This window comes from Streptomyces cyaneofuscatus (genome assembly GCF_033109485.1).
Classification (GTDB): Bacteria; Actinomycetota; Actinomycetes; order Streptomycetales; family Streptomycetaceae; genus Streptomyces; species Streptomyces cyaneofuscatus.
In genome coordinates this window covers 4,134,151-4,153,314 of sequence record NZ_CP137002.1, presented here as the reverse complement: position 1 = coordinate 4,153,314, position 19,164 = coordinate 4,134,151, and the positions used below count along the sequence as shown (strand labels likewise).

The following is a 19,164-nucleotide window of genomic DNA, read 5'->3' as shown; positions in this document are numbered from 1 at the left end:
ACGTGAAACAACGAAGAGCGCTCAGATGCTCGGCGACGCGAGCCCCAGCCGGCGGTCCTTCAGCGCCGGGAACTGCTCCCTCGTCGCGCCCACCTTCGCCGGGTCGAACTCCACGGTCAGGATCTCCTCGTCCGCCCCGGCCTCGGCGAGCACCTCGCCCCAGGGGTCGACGACGATGCTGTGCCCGGCCTGCGGAACGTCGGCGTGGGTGCCGGCCGTGCTGAGGGCGAGGACGTACGCCTGGTTCTCGACGGCCCGGGCCTGCGCGAGGAGCGTCCAGTGCGCGCGGCGGCGCTCGGGCCAGCCCGCCGACACGACGAGGGTCTCGGCGCCCGCGTCGACGAGCCCGCGGAACTGCTCCGGGAAGCGCAGGTCGTAACAGGTGGACAGGCCCAGCGTGGTCTGCGGCAGGGCGACGGTCACCAGCTCCTCACCCGCGCCCATCATCGCCGCCTCGCCCTGGTCGAAGCCGAAGCGGTGGATCTTGCGGTAGACCGCCGCGCGCTCACCGTCGGGCGAGAAGACGAGCGTGGTGTTGTAGAGGGTGCCGTCCGCGGCGCGCTCCACGAAGGACCCCGCGTGCAGCCAGACGCCCGCTTCGGCGGCCGCCTTCGCCATCACGTCGTGGGTGGGTCCCTGGAGCGGCTCGGCCTCCTGCTCGAAGACGGTGTAGGCGAACGCCCCGACCGGCCAGAGCTCGGGCAGGACCACCAGGTCGGAGCCGTGCTGGGCGACCACCAGGGAGGCCGCCCGCTCGCGGCGGGCCTCGACGGATTCGTCCGGGTCTACTGCGATCTGGATGAGGGAGGCGCGCACACTACCACCGTCCTGGCATTCAAGCCGTCAACACGGGCCTACGATCGTCACACGAAAGCACTGCCGGGGTGCCTGATCGCAGCGTAACTTAGGCGACTGAACCTCCACGTAGCCCGCAGCCCGCAGCCCACGACAGCGTCGTCCGTGCCGGCCCGCCCGCCGGCGCACCCTGCTCTCCAGCCCATGCACCGAAGAACCGCCGAGGGGTCCCGTGACCGTCCATCCCAGCCTCCAGACCTACGCCGACTCCGCGACCCACTCCATCGAAGCGATAGCCGACCTGGTCAAGCCACTCGCGGAGGGGGAGTGGAACCGCCGCACGCCGTGCCCCGGATGGTCGGTGCGGGACATCGTGTCGCACGTCATCGGCATGGAGTGCGAGATGCTCGGCGACCCGCGGCCCATCCATACGCTGCCGCGCGACCTCTACCACGTACAGAGCGACTTCGCCCGCTACATGGAGATGCAGGTCGACGTCCGGCGCCACCACACCGCTCCGGAGATGACGTCCGAGCTGGAGTACGTCCTCATCCGCCGCGCCCGGCAGCTGCGCAACGAGTCCCGCGCCCCCGAGACGACGGTCCGTGCCCCCCTCGGCGCCGAGCAGACCCTCGAAGTGGCCTACAACATGCGGGCCTTCGACGTGTGGGTGCACGAGCAGGACCTGCGGGCGACGCTCGGCCAGCCGGGCAACCTGGACTCCCCCGGCGCGCACATCACCCGGGACGTCCTGCTCGCCGCACTGCCGAAGGTGATCGCCAAGGACGCGGGCGCGCCGGCCAACTCGGCCGTGGTGCTGGATGTGCACGGCCCGGTGGAGTTCCTGCGGACGGTACGGGTCGACGCGGAGGGCCGCGGCTCGATAGACGGTTCCCCGTCGCTGGGCCCGGCCGTGACGCTCTCGATGGACTGGGAGACGTACGTACGCCTCGCCTGCGGCCGGGTCCGTCCGGCAGCGGTGGCCGACCGGATCAAGGCCGAGGGTGACCAGGAGCTGGCCACGGCGATCCTGGACCACTTCGCCGTCACCCCTTAGCTGTCGGCGGCGCCCGCCCCGGAGTTCCCGAGCGGGCGGGCGCGCCGCCGAGCACCACGTACCGCAGAGGCCTACGCGGGTACGTGCACGGCCTCCACCCGGCTGACCACATGGTGGTCGCGTTCCCTCAGCGCCGCCCGGCGGCGCAGCCGTAGGATCTGGGCGACGCCGAGCGCCTCCAGGACGAAGACCGAGGCGAAGGCGACCCGGTAGTTGCCGCCCGTGGCGTCCAGCAGCACCCCCACGGCGAACAGCGTCGTCATGGAGGCGATGAACCCGCCCATGTTGACGATCCCCGACGCTGTGCCCTGGCGCTCCGGCGGGTTGGCGGGCCGGGCGAAGTCGAAGCCGACCATCGAGGCGGGGCCGCAGGCGCCCAGCACCACGCACAGGACGGTCAGCAGCCACATCGGGGTGTGAGCGGCCGGATAGAAGATCGCGCAGGCCCAGAGGAGGGCGGTGGTCCCGACCGTGCCCAGCGCGATGGGGGCACGCGCCTCGTGGTGGCGGGCGATGATCTGCCCGTAGACGAGCCCCACCACCATGTTGGAGAGCACCACCAGGGTCAGCAGCGTGCCCGCCGTCCCCCGGCTCAGCCCTTGCGCCTCGACGAGGAACGGCATCCCCCAGAGGAGCAGGAACACCATCGCCGGGAACTGGGTGGTGAAGTGCACCCACATCCCGAGCCGGGTCCCCGGTTCCCGCCAGGCGGCGGCGATCTGCTTGCGGACGTACGCGCCGCCCGCATGCTCGGCGGGCGGCGGCTCGTGGCCCTCGGGGTGATCCTTCAGGAACAGCAGGAGCGGGACGAGCACGACGACCCCCGCCAGTGCACTGCCGACGAAGGTCGTCGTCCAGCCGAAGCTGTGCAGGGCCCGGGCGATGAAGAGGGTCGAGACGAGGTTGCCCGCCATCCCGAACAGCGCGGCGACCTGGCCGATCAGCGGCCCGCGCCGGGCGGGGAACCAACGGCTGCCGAGCCGCAGCACGCTGATGAAGGTCATCGCGTCACCGCAGCCGAGCAGGGCGCGGGCGGCGAGCGCCATCCCGTACGACGGCGAGAGCGCGAACCCGAGCTGGCCGACCGTGAACAGGACGGCCCCGATGGTGAGGACCCGCTTGGTGCCGAGCCGGTCGACCATCAGCCCCACGGGTATCTGCATGCCCGCGTAGACGAGGAGCTGGAGGATGGAGAACGTCGACAGGGCGGAGGCGTTGACGTCGAACCGGTCGGCGGCGTCGAGACCGGCCACGCCCAGGCTCGTACGGAAGATGATGGCGACGAAGTAGACGGCGACGCCGATGCCCCAGACCCAGGCGGCGCGCCGCCCCCCGGGTGGATCGCCGGGCAGGGAGAGCGTGGGGGCGGCCGAACTCACCGGTCCTCACCCCTGACCAGCACCCGCACGCGGCTGACGTGACGCCGGACGACCTGCGCGGCCTCCTCGGCGTTCCCGCCCCGGATCGCCTCCAGCAGCTCGCTGTGCTCGGTGATGTTGGCCTCGATCCTGCCCGGGTGAGCCTCCATCACCGCGACGCCCATCCGCAGCTGGCGGTCGCGCAGTTGGTCGTAGAGACGCGAGAGGATCTCGTTGCCGGCGTTCTTGACGATCTCGGCATGGAAACACCGGTCCTTGACGGCCACTTCCGCCAGGTCCCCGACCTCGGCCAGCTGCCGCTGCTCCTCAAGGAGCTGTTCGAGCCGCGCGATCAACTGGGGTGACGCGGGAACAGCTTTACGCGCCGCGAACTCCTCCACCAGCAGCCGGGTCTCCACCACGTCCTTGATCTCCTGTGCGGAGACGGCGAGCACGAGGGCGCCCTTCTTCGGGTAGAGCTTGATCAGCCCTTCGACCTCCAGCCGCAGCAACGCCTCCCGCACGGGCGTCCGCGACACCCCCACCGCGTCCGCGAGCCCCCCTTCGGTGAGCAGCGTCCCGCCCTCGTAGCGACGGTCCAGGACCGCCTCCTTGATGTGCGCGTAGACGCGCTCGGCGGCGGGTGGCTGCTTGAGGGAGGCGTGGGACGACCGGGCGGGGGCGGAGGGTGCGGCAGGCATGCGCACAGCATAGATACAACATGCACGCATGGAGGAGGGGCGTCCGGATTCTGGACCCGCCCGGGGGCCGATGATCCGCCCGGCGGGCCGAGGATCCGCCCGACGGTCGCGGGGACCCGCCCGACGGTCGCGGGGACCCGCCCGACGGTCGCGGGGACCCGCCCGACGGTCGCGGGGCCCCTTCGATTCACCCTTCCCTGAATTCAGGATCGGCTGTACTGTCAAGCACCATGCTGACCGTCGCCCCCGACATCGAGGTGCTCGCACAGTTCGGCCGTGCGCTCGCCGACCCGATCCGCTGCCGCCTCCTGCTCGCCCTCCGCGAGGCCCCCGCGTACCCCTCCGACCTCGCCGACGCCCTGGGCATCTCCCGCCCCCGGCTCTCCAACCACCTGGCCTGCCTGCGCGACTGCGGCCTCGTCACCACCGTGCCCGACGGCCGCCGGACGCGCTATCAGCTGGCCGACGCACGCCTCGGCGACGCGCTGGACAACCTGCGCGCCGCCGTCGTGGCCGTCGAGACCGACCGCACCTGTGCCGACGCCGAGACGGAAGGGTGCTGCTGAGCGATGACCGCGATCTCCCTCGGCCCCTCCCCGGCCCGCCGTGACGCGCTCGCCCGCCGGATACGGCTGCTGGTCGCGGCGACCATCGCCTACAACGTCATCGAGGCCGCCGTCGCCCTCACCGCCGGAACGATCGCCTCCTCCACCGCCCTGATCGGCTTCGGCCTGGACTCCGTCGTCGAGGTCTCCTCCGCCACCGCCGTCGCCTGGCAGTTCTCCGCCCGCGACCACGCCGTGCGTGAGGCCAGGGAGAAGGCCGCCCTGCGGATCATCGCCGTCTCGTTCTTCGCACTCGCCGCGTACGTCTCCGTCGACGCGGTCCGGGCGCTGGCGGGCGACGGCGAGGCCGAACGCTCCGTCACCGGCATCGCGCTTGCGGCGCTTTCGCTGGCGATCATGCCGTTCCTGTCGGCCGCGCAGCGCCGCGCGGGCCGCGAACTCGGTTCCGCCTCGGCCGTCGCGGACGCCAAGCAGACCCTCCTGTGCACCTACCTCTCCGCCGTCCTCCTGGTCGGCCTGCTCCTCAACGCGCTGCTCGGCTGGTCCTGGGCCGACCCCGTCGCCGCCCTCGCCATCGCCGTCATCGCGGTCAAGGAGGGCCGCGACGCCTGGCGGGGCCGGGGATGCTGCGCCCCGGCGGCAGGCGCGGGCGGGACGGCCTGCCCCTGACGCGGGGGCCCGACGATCCGGACCAAGGTCAAGTCTGTGCAAATTCACCCGTTCGGGAGCGCATCCATTGGCCCGTCCCAGACGTCTCACCACCGAGCGGCACCCATATGTGGCCGCATATCAGGGGCATTTGGAGCGTTCAGTTGAAAATCGGGATCAAGCGCATCAATCGCGTCACCATCACGAGCACCGTGGCTCTCACCGCGGGTGCGGTGCTCGCGAGCGGCGCCTTCGCTTCGACGGCGCAGGCCGCCGCGGCGCCGCCGGCTCCGAAGATCGTCGCCAAGGGCGGCTTCGTGATGAACAGCGGCACCGGCAAGTCGCTCTTCAGCAAGGCCGCGGACACCCGCCGCTCCACCGGATCCACCACGAAGATCATGACCGCCCTCGTGGTGCTGCAGCAGAAGAACGTGAACCTCAAGACCAAGGTCACGATCCAGAAGGCGTACAGCGACTACATCGTCTCGAAGAACGCCTCGTCCGCCCGGCTCATCGTCGGCGACAAGGTCACCGTCGGCCAGCTCCTCTACGGCCTGATGCTCCCGTCCGGCTGCGACGCCGCGTACGCGCTGGCGGACAAGTTCGGCACCGGCTCCACCCGCGCGGCCCGTGTGAAGTCGTTCATCGGCAAGATGAACGCCACGGCGAAGAGCCTCAAGCTGAAGAACACCAACTTCGACTCGTTCGACGGCATAAGCAGTGGGAAGAACTACTCGACCCCCCGCGACCTGACGATCATCGCCCGCCAGGCGATGAAGAACGCCACGTTCCGCTCGGTCGTCAAGACCAAGTCGACGAAGCAGAAGGTCACCACGAAGAGCGGTGGCTACCGCTACATGTCGTGGACCAACACCAACAAGATGCTCAGCAGCTACAGCGGCGCGATCGGCGTGAAGACGGGCTCCGGTCCGACCGCCAAGTACTGCCTGGTCTTCGCCGCCACGCGTAAGGGCAAGACCGTCATCGGCACGGTGCTCACGTCGTCCTCCGAGGCGAACCGCACGGCCGACGCGAAGAAGTTGATGGACTACGGGTTCAAGAAGTAGCCCGCAGGCGCGTACGAGCAAGGGGCCCGGCCCGCACGATATGTGCGGGCCGGGCCCCTTTGCCGTACCTACGGCTGCTGCCGCTGGCGCGGGTCGGCCTGGAAGGCGTCCCAGGGTCAGCGCGCGAGGCCGCGCAGAAGGCGCGCGTAGGGCCGCCGGCGCGCCGGGTGCGCCACCGTACCCGTGCACGCTCCTTCGGCACGGTCCAGGCTGTCCTCCAGCAAGGCGTCATGGAGGGGCCGCCAGATGAGCGGCCAGGTGAGTCGGGCCGGGCCAGTGGTGTTCATGGCGAGGGTGTGGCGCAGGATCGTGTGCGTTTCATCGACCGGCAGGACGGCGTATTCGTGGAATCCATGGAATCCACGCGGCCCGCTGAAGGTGAAGCGCACCCAGGTGGAGGGGACGTAGGCGGCGACCGTGTAGCGGACGGGGCCGTGGCCGCCGGCCGCCCCGGGCGCCAGCGGGCGGTCGAGTTTCATCGAGGGCCAGCTCCGGCGCGGCCACAGGCCGTCCTCCTCGCCCGCCAAGGTGTCCAGCAGAGCTCCGACCTCTTCCCCCTTCGCGGGCAGCAGCCGCTCGTGCACGTTGTAGACGCCCATGTCTCCCCCGGAAGCAATATAGAGAGATGCCTCTAATACTGGGGAGCGTACTCTCTGGTTCATGGCCAGGCCACCCCGATTCGACACGGACCAGCTCCTCGACGCCGCTGTCCGACTGGCCGCCGCATCGGGTCCGGCCGGGGTGACCATGACCGCAGTCGCCCAGGCCGTCGGCGCCCCGAGCGGTTCCCTGTACCACCGGTTCCCAGGACGGACCGCGCTGCTCGCCGAGGTGTGGCTGCGCACGGTGGAGCGCTTCCAGGAGGGCTACTTCGCCGCCATCGGCGCCGAAGCCGACGCGTATCACGCCGGCCGGGCGGCGGCACGCCATGTCGTCGCCTGGAGCCGCGCCCACCCGGAGGAAGCCGCTCTCCTCCTCTACGGTGCCGGGGACTTCGGGCGGTCCGACTGGTCCGAGGAACACACGCACCGCGCGGACCGGGGCGACCGACGAGTACGTTCCGCCCTCGGTTCCCTCGCGCGGAGCCTTGGCGCCGAGGGGGCCCGGGACAGCGAGCGTGTCGCTCTCGCCGTGGTCGATCTGCCGCTCTCCGTGGTCCGTCGCCACCTACGGGCGGGCCGCCCCCTCCCCGCCCATGCCGAGGACCTGGCGGAGGAGGCCTCGGCCGCACTCCTGACGCCTCCCACCGGCCCGGCTTCCTCGCCGACCGTCCCGGGCACCGACTGACACCCCCCGGGCCCGGACATGCCGGTGGGCCCGTACGTCCCGGAGACGTACGGGCCCACCGACCAAGCACCTACGCCCAGGTGATCAGGCGCTTCGGCTGTTCCAGGATCGCCGCCACATCGGCCAGCACCTTGGAGCCGAGCTCGCCGTCGACCAGGCGGTGGTCGAAGGAGAGGGCCAGCGTGGTGACCTGACGCGGCTTCACCTTGCCCTTGTGGACCCACGGCTGGAGCTTGATCGCGCCGACCGCCAGGATCGCGGACTCGCCCGGGTTCAGGATCGGGGTGCCCGTGTCGACGCCGAAGACGCCGACGTTGGTGATCGTCACCGTGCCGCCCGCCATCGCCGCCGGGGACGTCTTGCCGTCCCGCGCCGTGGTGACCAGCTCGCCCAGGGCCGCCGCGAGCTGCGGCAGCGTCTTGTCGTGCGCGTCCTTGATGTTCGGCACGATCAGACCGCGCGGCGTGGCCGCGGCGATGCCCAGGTTCACGTAGTGCTTCTGCACGATCTCCTGGTTGGCCTCGTCCCAGGCCGCGTTGACCTCGGGGTTCCGCTTGATCGCGACCAGGAGGGCCTTGGCGATGATCAGGAGCGGGTTGACCCGCACCCCCGCCATCTCCTTGTCCTCCTTGAGCTCCGCCACCAGCTTCATCGTGCGCGTCACGTCGACCGTGACGAACTCGGTGACGTGCGGCGCGGTGAAGGCCGAGCCGACCATCGCCTGCGCGATCGCCTTGCGGACGCCCTTGACCGGGATGCGGGTTTCGCGGGCCGAGGCCGGGACCTCCACGGCAACCGCCGCCGGCTCGGACACCGAAGGAGCCGGAGCCTCAGGCGCAGCAGGAGAAGCCGCCGGAGCCGCCGCCGCGTGCACGTCCTCGCGGGTGATGATGCCGTCCTTACCGGTCGGCACCACCGTCGCCAGGTCGATCCCCAGGTCCTTGGCCAGCTTCCGTACCGGCGGCTTCGCCAGCGGGCGGCCGACCGGAGGAGCATCGATCACGGGAGCCGCAGCACCGTGCCCGTTCAGCTCCGCCTGCACCGCCGCCGCCACCGCGGCGGCCTCAGGAGCGGCAGCCCCCTTGCGCGGGCGGCGCTTCGTGGAGGACTCCGCGACGCCGTAGCCGACCAGGACCGGAGTACGGCCCTTCGGCTCCTCAGCCGAGGCCTCAGGCTCGCCCACCGGCTCCTGCGCGGGAGCCGGCACCGGGGCCTCCTCCTCGCTCCCCGGCGCCACGTCCACCGTGATGATCACCTGGCCGACATCGACCGTCGTACCTTCGGAGAAGCGCAGCTCGTGCACCACGCCGTCGAACGGGATCGGCAGCTCCACCGCCGCCTTCGCCGTCTCGACCTCGCACACGACCTGGCCGTCGGTGACCGTGTCACCGGGCTGCACGAACCACTTGAGGATCTCGGCCTCGGTGAGCCCCTCGCCCACGTCGGGCATCTTGAACTCGCGGAAGCGAGCGGACGTCTGTGTCATCGTCGTCACGACCTCTCTCTTCCCTCAGTACGCAAGCGAGCGGTCGACGGCGTCGAGCACCCGGTCCAGACCCGGCAGGTACTCGTCCTCCAGCCGGGCCGGCGGGTAGGGCACGTGGTAGCCGCCGACCCTGAGCACCGGCGCTTCGAGGTGGTAGAAGCTGCGCTCGGTGATGCGGGCGGCGATCTCCGCGCCGGAGCCGTAGAAGACGGGCGCCTCGTGGACGACGACGAGCCGGCCGGTCTTCTCGACCGACGTCTGGATGGCGTCGAAGTCGATCGGGGACATCGAGCGCAGGTCCAGGACCTCGACCGACTTGCCCTCCTCCTGGGCGGCCGCGGCCGCTTCCAGGCAGACCTTCACCATCGGGCCGTACGCGACGAGCGTGAGGTCGCTGCCCTCGCGGACGGTGACGGCCTTGTGGAGCGGGCCGGGGATGGACTCGGTGTCGACCTCGCCCTTGTCCCAGTAACGCCGCTTGGGCTCGAAGAAGATGATCGGGTCATCGCTCTGCACGGCCTGCTGCATCATCCAGTAGGCGTCGCTCGCGTTGGACGGAGAGACCACCTTCAGGCCCGCGACGTGCGCGAAGAGCGCCTCGGGGGACTCGCTGTGGTGCTCGACCGCGCCGATGCCACCGCCGTACGGGATACGGACGACGACGGGCAGCTTGATCTTGCCGAGCGCGCGGGCGTGCATCTTCGCGAGCTGCGTGACGATCTGGTCGTACGCGGGGAAGACGAAGCCGTCGAACTGGATCTCCACGATCGGGCGGTAGCCGCGCAGGGCCAGGCCGATCGCGGTGCCGACGATGCCGGACTCGGCGAGCGGCGTGTCGATCACCCGGTCCTCGCCGAAGTCCTTCTGGAGGCCGTCGGTGATACGGAAGACGCCGCCGAGCTTTCCGACGTCCTCGCCCATGATGAGGACCTTGGGGTCGGTGTCGAGAGCGTGGCGCAGCGACTCGTTGAGCGCTTTCGCGATGGACATCTTTTCCACGGCCATGGCTACTTGCCCTCCTCGGCAGAGTCGGCGAACGATGCCTGGTAGGCGGCGAACTGGGCACGCTCCTCGTCGACGAGGGAGTTGCCGTCGGCGTAGCCGTGCTCGAAGAGGGACAGCGGCTCCGGGTCGGGCATCGCCCGTACCACCTCGCGTACGCGCTTGCCGAGGGTCTCGCTCTCCGTCTCCAGCTCGGTGAAGAACGCCTCGTCGGCGTGGCCGGAGCTTTCCAGGTACGTGCGCAGCCGCAGGATCGGGTCCTTCGCCTCCCACGCGGCGCGCTCGTCGTCGGCCCGGTACTTCGTCGGGTCGTCGGAGGTGGTGTGGGCGCCCATGCGGTACGTGAACGCCTCGACCAGGGTCGGGCCCTCACCGCGGCGGGCGCGCTCCAGCGCGGAGCGGGTGACGGCGAGGCACGCGAGGACGTCGTTGCCGTCGACGCGGACGCCGGGGAAGCCGTAACCCTGCGCGCGCTGGTAGAGCGGCACGCGGGTCTGGCGCTCGGTGGGCTCGGAGATGGCCCACTGGTTGTTCTGGCAGAAGAACACGACCGGGGCGTTGTAGACCGCGGAGAAGGTGAACGACTCCGCGACATCGCCCTGGCTGGAGGCACCGTCACCGAAGTACGCGATCACGGCCGAGTCCGCGCCGTCCTTGGCGACGCCCATGGCGTAGCCGGTGGCGTGCAGGGTCTGCGAGCCGATGACGATCGTGTACAGGTGGAAGTTGTTGGTCGTCGGGTCCCAGCCACCGTGGTTCACCCCGCGGAACATGCCCAGCAGGTTGGTGGGGTCGACCCCGCGACACCAGGCCACACCGTGCTCACGGTAGGTCGGGAAGACGTAGTCGTCGTCGCGCAGCGCCCGGCCGCTGCCGATCTGCGCGGCCTCCTGGCCCAGCAGCGAGGCCCACAGGCCCAGCTCCCCCTGCCTCTGGAGGGCGGTCGCCTCGGCGTCGAAGCGGCGGGTCAGAACCATGTCCCGGTACAGGCCGCGCAGCTCGTCGGCGCTCAGGTCGATGCTGTAGTCCGGGTGCTCGACCCGCTCGCCCTCGGGCGTCAGCAGCTGCACGAGCTGGGGCTCGGAACTCTGCGGCTTCTTCGCGGCGCTGGTCCGCTTACTGGCGCGTCGCGGTTTACGCGCGGCGGCAGTGCTCTCCACGGTCACGTGCGTGCTCCTCCGTCGGTCCGGCCCCCGGGGTCTGCCGGGAAACCAGTGCGGCTCGCCTGTGTCCGGACCCGAGCACGGGGTGGGTGCTTCTCGGCCGGGATACAGGCGTGACAGGTGCCCCGGCGAGCGCCCTGTCATAGGCACGTTACCCAGTGCATCGCATAACTGCGAAACCCTATCTGACCTGCGTTTTTGCTTGGATTTCCAAGTAAATCGAAAAAATCACGAAGCTCTGCTGGTCACAGCACTGGGAACAGCCTTGCAGGCCGCCGGAACAACGGCACGTTATCCCGCGGATCAGCGGCTGGGAAGAGCGGAGGAGGGGCGAGTGTGTGAGACTGCGACCGTGCGCGAAGATGGAAAAATCACGGTATTTCTGCTCGACGATCACGAGGTCGTCCGGCGTGGCGTCCATGAGCTGCTGGCCTCCGAGCCCGATATCGAGGTGGTCGGCGAGGCGGGCACGGCCGCCGACGCCCTGGTCAGGATTCCGGCGACGCGTCCCGATGTGGCGGTGCTCGACGTCCGGCTGCCCGACGGCAGCGGGGTCGAGGTGTGCCGGGAGGTCCGTTCGCTGGATGAGAACATCAAATGCCTGATGCTCACCTCGTACGCCGATGACGAGGCGCTTTTCGACGCGATCATGGCCGGTGCGTCGGGTTATGTGCTGAAAGCGATCCGGGGCAATGAACTGCTCAATGCCGTACGGGACGTCGCCGCCGGGAAATCCCTGCTGGACCCGGTGGCCACCGCCCGGGTGCTGGAGCGGCTGCGCGACGGCGGCACCGCCAAGGGCGACGAGCGGCTCGCCAACCTCACCGAGCAGGAGCGCAAGATCCTGGACCTGATCGGGGAGGGGCTGACCAACCGGGTCATCGGGGAGCGGCTGCACCTCGCCGAGAAGACGATCAAGAATTACGTCTCCAGCCTGCTGTCCAAGCTGGGCATGGAGCGCCGCTCGCAGGCGGCGGCGTACGTCGCCCGGATGCAGGCCGAGCGCCGCTGACCCACGGAAGGGCCGAGGGACTTTGGTCCCGGGCCACCCGGGGCCGGGGACTCTTACCCGGCCCCTACGTGTGCCGGACAGTGGACCGTATGCCCTCCGACGAAACCCCCGCGCCCCAGGCGATGGAGCTGCTCCGCCGGGTCCCGTACGGCCGCCTCGCCACCAGCATGCGCGCCCTGCCGTTCCTGGCGGTGGCCCGGCACATCGTGAGCGACGGCCGCATCCTGCTGCGGATGCACAGCGGCTTCGGTTACCACGAGGCATGCGACGGAAGCGTCGTCGCCTATGGGGCGGACAACTACAACGCCGCCTCGGCCGACGAGGGCGACAGGCTGTGGTCCGTGCAGTTCACCGGGCCCGCCGAGATCGTCCATCCCTGCCCTGAGCAGGAAGAACTCTTCGGTGCCGCTCCCGTCCGCGCCAACGGGGAGCCCTTCGCGCCGGCCTACCTCCGGGTCGACCCGCACTTCGTCACGGAGCACACTCTGGGCTTCGACGCAAGTCCGCTTGTCCGCCACGCAGCGTGATCTACCATTTGGTAAGTGCCGCGCTCATATGTAACCCGCCCACCAGTTCCCCCGGTCGGCGAGGTGCTGCGCCGCTACCCGGACGTGGGTGAACCGCTCGCCTGCGAGCCGATCACCAAGGGGCTGCTGAACCACGGATACCGCGTGTCCACCACCCGCGGCTCCTACTTCCTCAAGCACCACCTCGACAAGAAGCACATCGGCGACGCCACCGGTGAGCGCGCCACGATCGTGCGCCAGCACCACGCCACCCAGCGCCTGGCCTCGCTCGGCGTACCCGTCGTCCCGCCGCTGACCGACACGGAGGGCACCACGGTCACCGTGATCGGCGACCGCTGCTACGCCCTGCACCCCTGGGTCGACGGACTGCACCGGGTCGGATCCCAGCTCACCCCCCACCAGTCGCGACGTCTCGGGACGCTCCTCGGAGCCGTACACACCGCTCTTGAGCAGGTCATGCCGGCGGACGGTGAACCCGGGCCGTCCGACGGGCCGTTACCCGCCGGGTACGGCAGTCCGCACGCCGCCGACACCTTCGCGCTGATCGACGAGCTGCTGGCCGTGGCGCGTGGGCAGCGCTCCCGGGACACCCCGCGCGACGCCTTCGACGAGCTCGCCGTGCACCGGCTCGTGGAGCGCCGGGCGCTGCTGGAGCGGCACGCCCACCGCCGGCCGCCGACGCCGGACGGGCCCGCCACCGGGTGGGTGCACGGCGACTTCCATCCGCTCAACCTGCTCTACCGGGGCGCCGATCCGGTCGCGATCGTGGACTGGGACCGGCTCGGTGTGCAGCCGCGCGCCGAGGAGGCGGTCCGGGCGGCGGCCATCTTCTTCGTGCAGCCGGGCGGGGAGCTGGACCTGCCGAAGGTACGGGCGTACGCCCGCGCGTACCGGCGGGCGGCGGGGGCGGGGGCGGCCGAACTGGCCGCCGCCGTGCACCGGGTGTGGTGGGAGCGGCTCAACGACTTCTGGATACTGCGCTGGCGCTACCGCCTGGACGACCGAAGGGCCGACCCGCAGTTCCCTGCGGTGTCGGCCCTGGCGGTGTGGTGGACCCGTGAGTACGAGGCGGTGTGCGCGGCCTTCACGGAGTGAGCGTCCCCAGGAGTCCTAGGGGGTGGTGCCTCCCGCTGCCGGGCCGGTCGTGTCGCCGGTGCCGCTGCTGCCGGCGCTGCCCGCGCTGGCGCCGCCGTTCGCGCCCTCCGAGCCGCCGGGCTCGCCGCCGTTGCCGCCGCCCGGGGTGCCCGGGTCGGTGGTCGGGTCGGTGGGGTCGCCGGACGGCTCGCCCGTGGTGCCCTCGTTGGTGTTGCCGTCCGTCGTCCCGGCGTCCGTGTTGTCCGACGGGGTCGGGGACGGCGTGAACGAGGGCTGGCTCTGGGTCGGCGGCGGGGTGTACGGCGGCGGCTCGGGCTGCGTCTGACCGCCCGTGGAGGTGCTCGGCTGCTCCGGCTCCTCCTCCGTCGGCTCCTCCTCGTCGGACGGCTTCTCCGACGGTTCCTCCTCGGAGGAGCTCACGGAGGTGGACGGTGTGACCGGCGTCTTCTTGTTGCCGTCGTCGTCCTTCGCCGCGTTGATGGCGAAGGCGACGCCGGCGCCGATCGCGATCAGGGCGAGCAGCACGAAGAGCCACATCTTGTTGCGCCGGCCACCGCCCCGCTGTCCGCCGCGACCGCCGTCGTAGCCGTTGTAACCGCCGTCGTCCGGGTTCATCGGCGGCAGGATCGGACCCTGCGAGGTGTCCCCGTGCATCGGGTGGCCCATCGCCCGGGTCGAGCCCGTCATCCCGTGCGGCGGGGTCTGGCCGCCCTCGCCCAGCGCGACCGGACCGGTGTTCCACGTGCCCGTGTGGCCGCCCTGCACCTGGAGCATCTGCAGGCTGTACTGGACCAGTCCGCGCATCTCCTCGGCGCTCTGGAACCGGTCGTCCGGGTCCTTCGCCAGCGAGCGCATCACCAGCCCGTCCAGCTCCGGCGGCACCACGTCCGAGACCTCGGACGGCTGCACCGGGGTGTCCTGGACGTGCTGGTAGACCACCGAGAGCGGGGTCTCACCCGTGAACGGGGGCCGCAGCGCGAGCAGTTCGTAGAGCAGGCAGCCCGTGGCGTAGAGGTCGGAGCGGTGGTCGACGGCCTTGCCGAGCGCCTGCTCGGGGGAGAGGTACTGCGGCGTGCCCATGACCATGCCGGTCTGGGTCATCGTCGACTGGGCGCCGTGCAGCGCCCGCGCGATGCCGAAGTCCATCACCTTGACCGCGCCGGAGTCCGTGATGATCACGTTGGCGGGCTTGATGTCGCGGTGCACGATGCCGTGCTGGTGCGAGTAGGCCAGCGCCTCCAGCACCCCCGAGACGATGATCAGGGCCTGCTCGGGCGGGGGCGCCTCGGCGGTCAGGAGGAGGTCGCGGATGGTGCGGCCCTCGACCAGCTCCATCACGATGTACGGGACGGTCTGGCCGCCCACGGTGTCCTCGCCGGAGTCGTAGACGGCGACGATCGCATGGTGGTTGAGGCCGGCGACGGACTGCGCCTCGCGCGTGAAGCGGGCCTTGGAGACCGGGTCCTCGGCCAGGTCGGAGCGGAGCAGTTTGACCGCGACCGTACGCCCGAGCCGGACGTCCTCCGCCGCGTACACCTCTGCCATGCCGCCCCGGCCGAGCCGGTAGGTCATCCGGTAGCGTCCGTCACCGACGACCCCACCGACACCCCAGGCGTCGGAGCCATCCGAAAATCCGCCGCCGTTTGCTTCGGAATCGGGTGCCATCAGTCCTCGCCGTCGTATCTGTCCGCGCGTCCGCGGGTTCTCACGGTGCCTTGCTGCATTGCCACGTCACGCTACAGCCTCCACCGGACACCCAGGTTCCGCACCGGACGGATCATCCGACCGGTCGGCGTGTCCTCCACCACGGACCCATGCGTTTCCTGTAACGCTTCCGAGACGCTTCCTGTGCGTAGGGTCACGGAACGGGTACCCGGCTTGACGTGTCGGACCCCTCGGGCAGACTTGGCGCGTAATCGCGTTGCAGGGAACCGGGTCGTACGCGACCGCGTCCTACAGAAACATCGCGTGTGCATCACGTCGCGGGTGCAGCACATCGCGCGCCAGGGCCGCGCCGCCGAGGGGGAAGCAAGTCATGAGTCAGGACGGCGCACAGGGCCGCTACGCGGGCGGTGCGGTCGCAGGCGGCCGCTACCAGCTGCGTGACCTGCTCGGCGAGGGCGGGATGGCGTCCGTCTACCTGGCGTACGACTCCGCCCTGGACCGCCAGGTCGCGATCAAGACCCTGCACACCGAGCTCGGGCGCGAGCAGTCGTTCCGCGAGCGGTTCCGGCGCGAGGCGCAGGCCGTCGCCAAGCTCCAGCACACCAACATCGTCTCGGTCTTCGACACCGGCGAGGACGAGCTCGGCGGCGCGCTGATGCCGTACATCGTCATGGAGTACGTCGAGGGGCAGCCGCTCGGTTCGGTGCTGGCCGACGACATCCGGCAGTACGGCGCGATGCCCGCCGACAAGGCGCTCAAGGTGACGGCGGACGTGCTCGCCGCGCTGGAGACCAGCCACGAGATGGGCCTGGTCCACCGCGACATCAAGCCCGGCAACGTCATGATGACCAAGCGCGGCGTCGTGAAGGTCATGGACTTCGGCATCGCCCGCGCCATGCAGTCCGGCGTCACCTCCATGACGCAGACCGGCATGGTCGTCGGCACCCCGCAGTACCTCTCCCCCGAACAGGCCCTCGGCCGCGGGGTGGACGCCCGCTCCGACCTGTACTCGGTCGGCATCATGCTCTTCCAGCTGCTCACCGGCCGGATCCCGTTCGACGCGGACTCGCCGCTCGCCATCGCGTACGCGCATGTGCAGGAGGAGCCGGTCGCGCCGTCCGCCATCAACCGGTCGGTCACCCCGGCGATGGACGCGCTCGTCGCCCGCGCCCTCAAGAAGAATCCGAACGAGCGCTTCCCGAGCGCCGCCGCGATGCGGGACGAGATCGCCCGGGTGCTGAACGCGTCGGGCGGCCAGACCGGCGCCCCGGTGATCGTCGCCGGGGGCGGACCGGCCAACAGCGGTGCGGGCGTCGGCTCGGCGGTGTTCCCGCCCGTCGACCAGGCCACCCCCGCCCCGCAGAGCGTCCAGACGCCGTACCAGCCGCACCCGCAGCCGCCGTACCAGTCGGGCCCCTCGGGTCCGTACAACCAGCCGGCCCCGACGCCCGCGGCGGGCTACGGCTACCCGCAGGCGGCCCAGGGCTACCCGACGCCGGGCCCGCTCGCCCACCAGACCCCGCCGCCGTACACGATCAACCCGCAGCACCAGACGGCCGTCGGCACCACGGGCGGCGGCTCCTCCCGGCGGAACATGCCGGTCATCGTCGGCTCGATCGTCGTCGCGCTCCTCGCGGTGGGCGGCCTGATCACCGCGCTCGCCCTCCAGGGCGACGGCAAGGACGACGAGGCGGGCAAGGGCGGCGACCCGGGCACCAGCGAGACCTCCACGGAGGACGGCTACCGGCCGCCGGAGCGCAACCGCGTGATGAAGACGACGGCCTGCACGGACGCCTCCGAGGACTCCAACGACCCGAAGAAGGTCCAGGCGCCCAACTTCGTCTACAAGGACATCCTCTCGGCGAAGGCGTGCGCGCAGGCCGCCGGCTGGACAATCAAGGAGATCGAGGAGCCGGGCAATACGTACGCGGAGGGCCAGATCGTCGGCCAGTTCCCGTCCTCGGGTACGGCCGTCTCCGAGCGCGGCGCCCACTTCGAGCTGAAGATCTCGACGGGCCGGTCTTCCTGACCGGTCCCGTAGAGGGCGCCACGGCCTCGCGGAGTGTTCTTTTTTGATCATTGCGGGGCTGCGGATCTCCGTTCCGGGGCGGTAATCGACCCCGGAACGGCCGGTTATCTCCTCCTCGCCCGTCCGGGATGCCGGATGCAGGAGCCCGTGTGACGCTGATCTCATGGCTCCAGGACGTCCGGCCGTGTGGTCGTCGAGGTGCGCGGTCTGTCTGCTGGTGACGGCTGGCGCGGTGCTGGGGCCGTTGGGGCCGCCGAGCGGGGCCGCGTCGGCTTCCGTCTCCGCGTCCACCCCCGCCTCCGCCTCCTCTGCCGCCGATGGGGCGTCCGTCGGCGCAACGCCCTCCGGGGCGTCGAGCGCTACGGCCACGCCCCTCCCATCAGGCCCATCAGGCCCATCGGGTCTTCCCTCAGACCTCCCGTCAGGTGCCGCACCCTCCTCCGCGCTTCCCTCGGGGCTGTTCCCGCCGTCCTCCGGGGTCTCCGGTACGAGAGGGGCCGTGGAGCCTGCGGAGCCCGTCGGGAGCCCTTCGGCGGATGCCGGTGATGTGGCGGGCGCCGAGGCCCCCGAAAGTTCCGCTTCGCCCTCTCCCAGCCGTTCCGCCTCCGTCGAGGTGTCGGGGTCGACCGCGCCGATGGCCGGGCGTGAGGCCGGGGCCGGGAAGGCCCGTCCCGGGCGTTCGCTGACCCCGCTGGAGCTGGCGCGGGCCGAGACGCCGACCGGTCCCGAGCCGTCGGACGGGCCCGAGGAGAGCGCCTCCGACCTGCCGGTCTTCACCCCGCCGCCCGAGGCGTTCAGCGATCCGGGAAGCGCGGGTGCACGCGCCCTGGACGCCGCCGCCGTACGACAGGTGCAGCAGGTCTCGCTGGGTACGGGCATCGCCCTGGTGGGGCTCGGGATCGCCTTCCTCGCCTTCCGTCTGCGCCGGGTGAACTGATTCCGTTTCACGCCGTGTGAGCGGACTCCCGCACCACGTGGCCACTCCCTCAGGCGACTTGCCAGGAGCGACATACTCGGTATACATACTCAGTATGTCGATCCGCCACGGGCTGCTGGCCCTCCTGGAGCGGGGCCCTCGGTACGGCTCCCAGCTCCGCACCGAGTTCGAGTCCCGCACGGGCTCCACCTGGCCCCTGAACGTCGGCCAGGTCTATACGACGCTCAGCCGCCTGGAGCGCGACGGCATGGTCGTGCAGGAGGGGGCCGACGAGGCCGGGCACGACCTCTACGCGATCACCGGCGACGGCCGGGCCGAGCTGCGCAGCTGGTTCGAGACGCCGGTGGACCGCACCAGCCCGCCCCGCGACGAACTGGCGATCAAGCTCGCCATGGCCGTGGGGGCCCCGGGTGTCGACATCCGCGATGTCATCCAGTCCCAGCGCCACCACACCCTCAAGGCCATGCAGGACTTCACCCGGCTCAAGGCCCAGGCCCTGGCCGACGTCCCCGCCAACCGGGACGAGGTCGCCTGGCTCCTCGTGGTGGAGCAGCTGATCTTCCAGGCGGAGGCCGAGGCCCGCTGGCTCGACCACTGCGAGTCGCGGCTCGTCCGCCTCGCCGAGGCCGCCGCCACCGAGCCCTCGCCCGAACCCGGCCCGGCGGCCACCCGCGGCCCGGCCCGCTCCCTGACCGGTCGCACGAAGACCCGGCGCTGAGCGGGGCTCCTCCTCAGCCGCCCGTTTCCTGAAGCGGCCGTTTCCTGAACC

Annotated in this window: 19 protein-coding genes; 11 read left to right on the top strand and 8 right to left on the bottom strand. The window is 70.9% G+C overall.

Annotated elements, in window-relative coordinates; genetic code table 11:
* Positions 1-21: 21 nt before the first annotated feature.
* Positions 22-816, bottom strand: coding sequence for a carbon-nitrogen family hydrolase (locus tag R2B67_RS18385; RefSeq protein ID WP_317819570.1), 795 nt, complete (start codon positions 814-816; stop codon positions 22-24).
* 211 nt (positions 817-1,027) lie between these two features.
* Between R2B67_RS18385 and R2B67_RS18380 the strand changes: the two genes are divergently transcribed.
* Positions 1,028-1,852 (top strand): maleylpyruvate isomerase family mycothiol-dependent enzyme, encoded by an 825-nt coding sequence (locus R2B67_RS18380; protein WP_018513951.1) that lies wholly within the window; start codon positions 1,028-1,030, stop codon positions 1,850-1,852.
* Positions 1,853-1,923: 71 nt separating this feature from the next.
* Here R2B67_RS18380 and R2B67_RS18375 read toward each other — a convergent pair whose 3' ends face one another.
* The gene (locus tag R2B67_RS18375; RefSeq protein ID WP_030563201.1) at positions 1,924-3,231 is read right to left on the bottom strand and encodes an MFS transporter; all 1,308 of its coding nucleotides are present in this window, start codon (positions 3,229-3,231) and stop codon (positions 1,924-1,926) included.
* Positions 3,228-3,911 carry a GntR family transcriptional regulator gene (locus R2B67_RS18370; RefSeq protein WP_018513949.1) on the bottom strand — a complete coding sequence of 228 codons (684 nt, stop codon included), beginning with the start codon at positions 3,909-3,911 and terminating at the stop codon, positions 3,228-3,230. Before R2B67_RS18370 ends, R2B67_RS18375 begins: the two co-directional genes overlap by 4 nt.
* A gap of 230 nt (positions 3,912-4,141) precedes the next feature.
* On the opposite strand from R2B67_RS18370, the gene R2B67_RS18365 reads away from it, so the two are divergent.
* The 3 genes from R2B67_RS18365 (at position 4,142) to R2B67_RS18355 (ending at position 6,192) form a co-directional block, all read left to right on the top strand.
* Positions 4,142-4,477: an ArsR/SmtB family transcription factor gene (locus tag R2B67_RS18365; protein ID WP_317819567.1), complete on the top strand. Its 336-nt coding sequence runs from the start codon at positions 4,142-4,144 to the stop codon at positions 4,475-4,477.
* 3 nt (positions 4,478-4,480) lie between these two features.
* Positions 4,481-5,146 carry a cation efflux transmembrane domain-containing protein gene (locus tag R2B67_RS18360; RefSeq protein ID WP_317819565.1) on the top strand — a complete coding sequence of 222 codons (666 nt, stop codon included), beginning with the start codon at positions 4,481-4,483 and terminating at the stop codon, positions 5,144-5,146.
* Positions 5,147-5,289: 143 nt separating this feature from the next.
* Positions 5,290-6,192 carry a D-alanyl-D-alanine carboxypeptidase family protein gene (locus R2B67_RS18355; protein WP_317819563.1) on the top strand — a complete coding sequence of 301 codons (903 nt, stop codon included), beginning with the start codon at positions 5,290-5,292 and terminating at the stop codon, positions 6,190-6,192.
* A 116-nt stretch (positions 6,193-6,308) separates the two neighbouring features.
* On the opposite strand, the gene R2B67_RS18350 is transcribed toward R2B67_RS18355, so the two are convergent.
* Positions 6,309-6,791: an SRPBCC family protein gene (locus R2B67_RS18350; protein WP_317819561.1), complete on the bottom strand. Its 483-nt coding sequence runs from the start codon at positions 6,789-6,791 to the stop codon at positions 6,309-6,311.
* 61 nt (positions 6,792-6,852) lie between these two features.
* Between R2B67_RS18350 and R2B67_RS18345 the strand changes: the two genes are divergently transcribed.
* Positions 6,853-7,479, top strand: coding sequence for a TetR/AcrR family transcriptional regulator (locus R2B67_RS18345; protein WP_317819560.1), 627 nt, complete (start codon positions 6,853-6,855; stop codon positions 7,477-7,479).
* A 70-nt stretch (positions 7,480-7,549) separates the two neighbouring features.
* Here the strand turns inward: R2B67_RS18345 and R2B67_RS18340 are convergent, their stop codons facing one another.
* Genes R2B67_RS18340 through pdhA form a run of 3 tightly spaced genes read right to left on the bottom strand, consistent with a single transcriptional unit; the run spans position 7,550 to position 11,133 of the window.
* On the bottom strand, positions 7,550-8,974 hold the full coding sequence (locus tag R2B67_RS18340; protein WP_317819558.1) for a dihydrolipoamide acetyltransferase family protein: 1,425 nt from the start codon (positions 8,972-8,974) through the stop codon (positions 7,550-7,552).
* Positions 8,975-8,989: 15 nt separating this feature from the next.
* Positions 8,990-9,970: an alpha-ketoacid dehydrogenase subunit beta gene (locus R2B67_RS18335; RefSeq protein WP_237326821.1), complete on the bottom strand. Its 981-nt coding sequence runs from the start codon at positions 9,968-9,970 to the stop codon at positions 8,990-8,992.
* 2 nt (positions 9,971-9,972) lie between these two features.
* On the bottom strand, positions 9,973-11,133 hold the full coding sequence (gene pdhA, locus R2B67_RS18330; RefSeq protein ID WP_018513942.1) for a pyruvate dehydrogenase (acetyl-transferring) E1 component subunit alpha: 1,161 nt from the start codon (positions 11,131-11,133) through the stop codon (positions 9,973-9,975).
* 349 nt (positions 11,134-11,482) lie between these two features.
* Between pdhA and R2B67_RS18325 the strand changes: the two genes are divergently transcribed.
* The 3 genes from R2B67_RS18325 to R2B67_RS18315 all read left to right on the top strand — a co-directional run bounded on the left by R2B67_RS18325 (position 11,483) and on the right by R2B67_RS18315 (position 13,764).
* Positions 11,483-12,142, top strand: coding sequence for a response regulator (locus R2B67_RS18325; protein WP_018513941.1), 660 nt, complete (start codon positions 11,483-11,485; stop codon positions 12,140-12,142).
* A gap of 89 nt (positions 12,143-12,231) precedes the next feature.
* Positions 12,232-12,669: a pyridoxamine 5'-phosphate oxidase family protein gene (locus R2B67_RS18320; RefSeq protein WP_018513940.1), complete on the top strand. Its 438-nt coding sequence runs from the start codon at positions 12,232-12,234 to the stop codon at positions 12,667-12,669.
* Between the two features lie 63 nt (positions 12,670-12,732).
* Entirely contained in the window at positions 12,733-13,764 is a 1,032-nt protein-coding gene (locus tag R2B67_RS18315) for a phosphotransferase enzyme family protein (RefSeq protein WP_237329491.1), read from the top strand.
* Between the two features lie 15 nt (positions 13,765-13,779).
* Here the strand turns inward: R2B67_RS18315 and R2B67_RS18310 are convergent, their stop codons facing one another.
* Complete coding sequence (locus R2B67_RS18310) at positions 13,780-15,429, bottom strand: protein kinase domain-containing protein (RefSeq protein WP_317819556.1); 1,650 nt, start codon at positions 15,427-15,429, stop codon at positions 13,780-13,782.
* A gap of 370 nt (positions 15,430-15,799) precedes the next feature.
* On the opposite strand from R2B67_RS18310, the gene R2B67_RS18305 reads away from it, so the two are divergent.
* The 3 genes from R2B67_RS18305 (at position 15,800) to R2B67_RS18295 (ending at position 19,113) form a co-directional block, all read left to right on the top strand.
* Positions 15,800-17,458: a protein kinase domain-containing protein gene (locus tag R2B67_RS18305; RefSeq protein ID WP_317819555.1), complete on the top strand. Its 1,659-nt coding sequence runs from the start codon at positions 15,800-15,802 to the stop codon at positions 17,456-17,458.
* A gap of 634 nt (positions 17,459-18,092) precedes the next feature.
* Positions 18,093-18,395, top strand: a complete 303-nt coding sequence (locus R2B67_RS18300) for a hypothetical protein (RefSeq protein ID WP_317819554.1) — start codon at positions 18,093-18,095, stop codon at positions 18,393-18,395.
* A gap of 94 nt (positions 18,396-18,489) precedes the next feature.
* The gene (locus R2B67_RS18295; RefSeq protein WP_030563167.1) at positions 18,490-19,113 is read left to right on the top strand and encodes a PadR family transcriptional regulator; all 624 of its coding nucleotides are present in this window, start codon (positions 18,490-18,492) and stop codon (positions 19,111-19,113) included.
* Positions 19,114-19,164: the final 51 nt, after the last annotated feature.